We start from the raw sequence: 3,735 nt of genomic DNA, 5'->3' as shown, positions 1-3,735 counted from the left end.
ACAAGGGCGTGGCGGTGGTGCCGCTGGACACCAGCCTGGCCGAGTTGCAAGACCTGCAGGCCGCCGGGGTAGTCGGTGTCACGCTGAACGCGGCCTTGCTGGGCGTGGACTATTACCGCGCTGCCGGGCCGCTGCTGGAGCGCCTGCGCCAGCTCGGCCTATGGGCGCAAGTGCAGGTGCAAAACGACGACCTGGTGGCCCTGAAACCCCTGCTGGTAGACAGCGGCGCGCGCTTGTTGTTCGACCACTGTGGCCGCCCCAATCCAACGGCGGGCCTGGGACAGCCCGGCTTCCAGGCGCTGCTGGGGCTGGCCGAGACGGGCCGGGCGGTGGTGAAGATTTCCAGCCTGGCGAAAACCTCGGTTCAGCCTTTTCCGCACCCGGATGCCTGGCCGTTTGTGCAGGCGCTGCTGGATGCCTACACGCCAAAAGCGCTGGTGTGGGCTTCGGACTGGCCGTTTTTGCGGGCCCCCGAGCGCATCGACTACGGCCCGCTGCTGGCGCTGTTTGGGCGTGTGGTGCCCGATGCGGCAGCGCAACAGGCCATGCTGTGGGACACGCCACGCCGCCTGTTTGGATTTACAGGCTAGGCGGCCTCAACCAGGCCGCATCCTCCCAGCCCGGCACATACACATCGCCGTAATTGGCCAGGTTGCGGTTGACCAAAGGCCGGGCAAACGAGGCGTGCCGCATGCTGCGCACTTCGTGTTCTAGCGTGGCCAGCACCCGGCCGGTGTCCAGATCGACGATGTCCTGGAAGCGGTACTGGCTCTGGCTGCTTTCTTCGGTGACCAGCCCGCGCGCCAGCAGCCGCCCGTGCGGGCCGGAGAAATCGGCCACGCTGATCTGCACATGGTGGCCGTCGTAGGCGGGTAGGGGGCGCGCGGTTTCGCGAAACACCAGGCTGCCAAACAGCCCCGCCGGGATGCGCGCAAACACCCCGCGCCCGTTTTCGCCCACGTTGCCGGGGGCTCCCAGCACCTCGGTATAAAACCGCGCAATCCCCGCGGCCGTGCCGGGCGCGCAGTCCACCTCCACATACGGCATGCCCAGCAGCAGCGGGCCAAACTGGGCTTTGTCGGGCGCGTGCACGCGGATGCGGTTGCCCCAGGGGCAGGTGGCCAGCACCACATCGCCGTGGCGCGCGAAGCTGAACTGCGTGCCGCTGAGCAGCGGCGCAATCTGGCCCAGCCTCGCCAGCAGCGCGTCCAGGTCGGGCATGACCAGCCCCACCACGCCGCGCAGCACTTCGGCGCGGCCGGTGGGCAGGTGGAACTGGCTGCTGCCGATGTTCATCCAGGCGTTTTCAATGTCCACGCGCTGGTAGGGGTCGCGGGTCAGCCCCAGGCCCATGGTGTAGAAGATGATGGCCTGCGGCTGCTGGGCCACGCGCAGGTTGACGTGGCCGAATTCGACGATGTTGCCCACATCTTCGGTGGCGCGGTTGAAGGGGTTGTGCATGGGGGATAGGGTGAGTCGATAAACGGGTTAAATTGCTTGGGCACTAAGCCCATTGCCATACTTTTCGCACCTGGCTGGCTGTCTTGTTCGTAGGCAGATCAGGGCTTTGTGTCACTGCACAAATGCGCTGACATGGGATATTTTGTTGTTGAGCGCAGGCGAGCGGGCCAAGAAGTGCAGCGTTCACCACAGGCCAACCTACGGATGAAAACGCCTGAAGATAGACATCGAGAGACGGGTAGTTTCCACGGGCCTCTACACGCAAAGTAAAAGCAATGTCCGTCGCTTGCGGGCTGAGCGCTTTGACGTAGTCGATGAATTCGGAAGGCGTTCGCGGCTTGTAGTTTTCTTGCAAGGCAGACAGCATGCAATAGACCTTGATGCTGCTGCCAGCGGCTTCAGCTATGTCGAGGTACTTTGTGGCGTTACCGCTACCTATGCCAGTGAGGCAACGGAGGAGTGAACTCTTCCGAGTATTGGAGTCGCCAACGATGATGTGAAGATTTGGCATGGGGTGGAGAGAAATAAGATTGAAACAGCAAAAGCGGTGGTTCAAAATAGGCACTCTAACCGCAAAAATTTGTAGCCAAGTTTGCGTCCTCTGGATGGTTTATTTCATTAAAAATAGCAACAAGCCACCAGAGCAGCAAGGTCCTATCGCATAGCGCCAAGCTGCCCTGCCAAGCACCGCCCACCCAAGCCAATTGCTCTGCTTTTAATAGCTGCTAGCGCAGGTGTCTACTGCGCCAGCGGCCTAAAAGGCTTGAAATTTCACAGCCCCCCGTTAGACCGGCCCGCCCGCTGAAAAAACTGCACCCGCTCCGCATCGGTCGGGTGGGAGGCAAACGCGATGCCCAGCCAGTTGTCGGGCGCGGCTTTGGCATCGGCATCCTTGGCGGCGCGTAGTGCCGCCAGTTTGTCAAACAGCGTGACCATGGCGGCCGGGTCGATGTTGGCGGCTTGCAGCAATTGCACAGCAGACACGTCGGCGGCGTGCTCTGCTTCGCGGGAGTAGTGGGCCTGGCCCAATAGCGCCGATGTGCCCGCCAGCAAGCTGCTGAAGTCGCCTAGCACCAGCGAGCCCACGGTGCCCAGCAAGGTCACCTGCACCAGCATGCGCACGCCGTAGCGGTGCTGCACGTGGCCCAGTTCGTGCGCCAGCACGGCGGTCAGCGCATCGGTGTCGCGCTCTACCAGATACACCAGTTCGTCGGTCATGATGATCGTGCCACCGGGCAGGGCCAGGGCGTTGGGGCCGATGCGGCTGGCGCGGAACACCAGTTGCCAATCCGGCACGCTGCCGAGCGGCAAGTGGGCTGCCGCTTGGGTCATGGCCTGGGAAAATGCGGCCTGCACGCGGGCTTGTTCGGCACGCGGTAACTGGCTGGGTTGCATCAGATGTTCGTCCACAGCCTGCAGGGTGGCATCGCCAAGCGAGGTATCAACGCTCAGCGGCAGCAGTTGCAGGGCGGCCCGCGCTGCCAAGGGCAGGCCCCATGCGTGCAGGGCTAGCAGCAGGACCACCAATGCCAGGGCGCTGCCCAGCACGCCGCGCCAGCTTTGTTGCAGGCGCACCACCAAGGGTTCGCCCAGGCCGCTGTGTTGGCTCCAGGCATCCCAGGCGGCGCTGTCGGCACAGTGCAGCTCGCCGCCGTCGGCCAGGTGCGTGATCCGTACGCCATGGCGGGTGCGCTCAGGCCAGCGCACATGGGGCAGGGCGACGCGGCGGGCGATGCCGTCGCCGGTGATGTGCAGCGCGCCGTCGGCTACCTGCAGCGAGACTGGTTGGGCACGGGCCTGCAGGCCGTCAAAGTAGGTGGCCGACAGCAACGGAGTGGACACTTTTACAAACCCAGGTCAAAGCCCAGCATGTCGCCTGCTGCGTCGCCAGCGGCATCCGTGCTGCCGCTGGCGCGCTGGCCCACCAAGGTGTCCAGCGCCGCGCGGGTGCTGATGGACACGGTTTGCAGCCGCATGCGTGCCATCGCCACCGCCGCAAACGGCCAGTACAGCCCCAGTGTGAGCAGCATCAACAGCCAGTTTTTCAGCGTTAGCCAGAACAGGGGCTTGAAGTGCAGGGCGCTGTGGAAGTGCAGGTCGGCGTTGCGGGTGTGGTTCCACACCAGGTTTTGCGTGCGTGACGTGGCGTAGGGCTTGACGGCCACGAACACCAGCAGCATCAGCAGAAAAGGCAGTGCCACGGCCCAAGGTGCCAGGCCGCGCAGGGTTCCAGCTGCCTTGGCGGCAAACGCCAGCGTGGCGATGGCCGCCACC

General features: G+C 64.2%; 5 protein-coding genes. 1 reads left to right on the top strand and 4 read right to left on the bottom strand.

From position 1 onward, the window contains the following. Positions 1-590: amidohydrolase family protein (locus ABI213_RS07285; protein WP_348026556.1), on the top strand; the 590-nt coding region annotated here is incomplete at its 5' end. Here the strand turns inward: ABI213_RS07285 and ABI213_RS07280 are convergent. The 4 genes from ABI213_RS07280 to ABI213_RS07265 all read right to left on the bottom strand — a co-directional run. Further along, positions 580-1,461: a hypothetical protein gene (locus ABI213_RS07280; RefSeq protein ID WP_348026554.1), complete on the bottom strand. Its 882-nt coding sequence runs from the start codon at positions 1,459-1,461 to the stop codon at positions 580-582. The two genes, ABI213_RS07285 and ABI213_RS07280, sit on opposite strands and share 11 nt — an antisense overlap. A gap of 43 nt (positions 1,462-1,504) precedes the next feature. Continuing rightward, a complete protein-coding gene (locus ABI213_RS07275) occupies positions 1,505-1,972 on the bottom strand; it encodes a hypothetical protein (RefSeq protein WP_348008984.1) in 468 nt (155 codons plus the stop codon). Between the two features lie 260 nt (positions 1,973-2,232). Next, complete coding sequence (locus tag ABI213_RS07270) at positions 2,233-3,303, bottom strand: M48 family metallopeptidase (protein WP_348008983.1); 1,071 nt, start codon at positions 3,301-3,303, stop codon at positions 2,233-2,235. Positions 3,304-3,305: 2 nt separating this feature from the next. Further along, positions 3,306-3,735 (bottom strand): DUF898 family protein (locus ABI213_RS07265; protein WP_348026552.1); only part of this gene is annotated, 430 nt, incomplete at its 5' end.

The organism is Rhodoferax sp. (genome assembly GCF_039922535.1).
Lineage (GTDB): Bacteria > Pseudomonadota > Gammaproteobacteria > Burkholderiales > Burkholderiaceae_C > Rhodoferax_B.
Note: the sequence above shows the minus strand (reverse complement) of the source record. Positions and strands in the feature narration are given on the sequence as shown.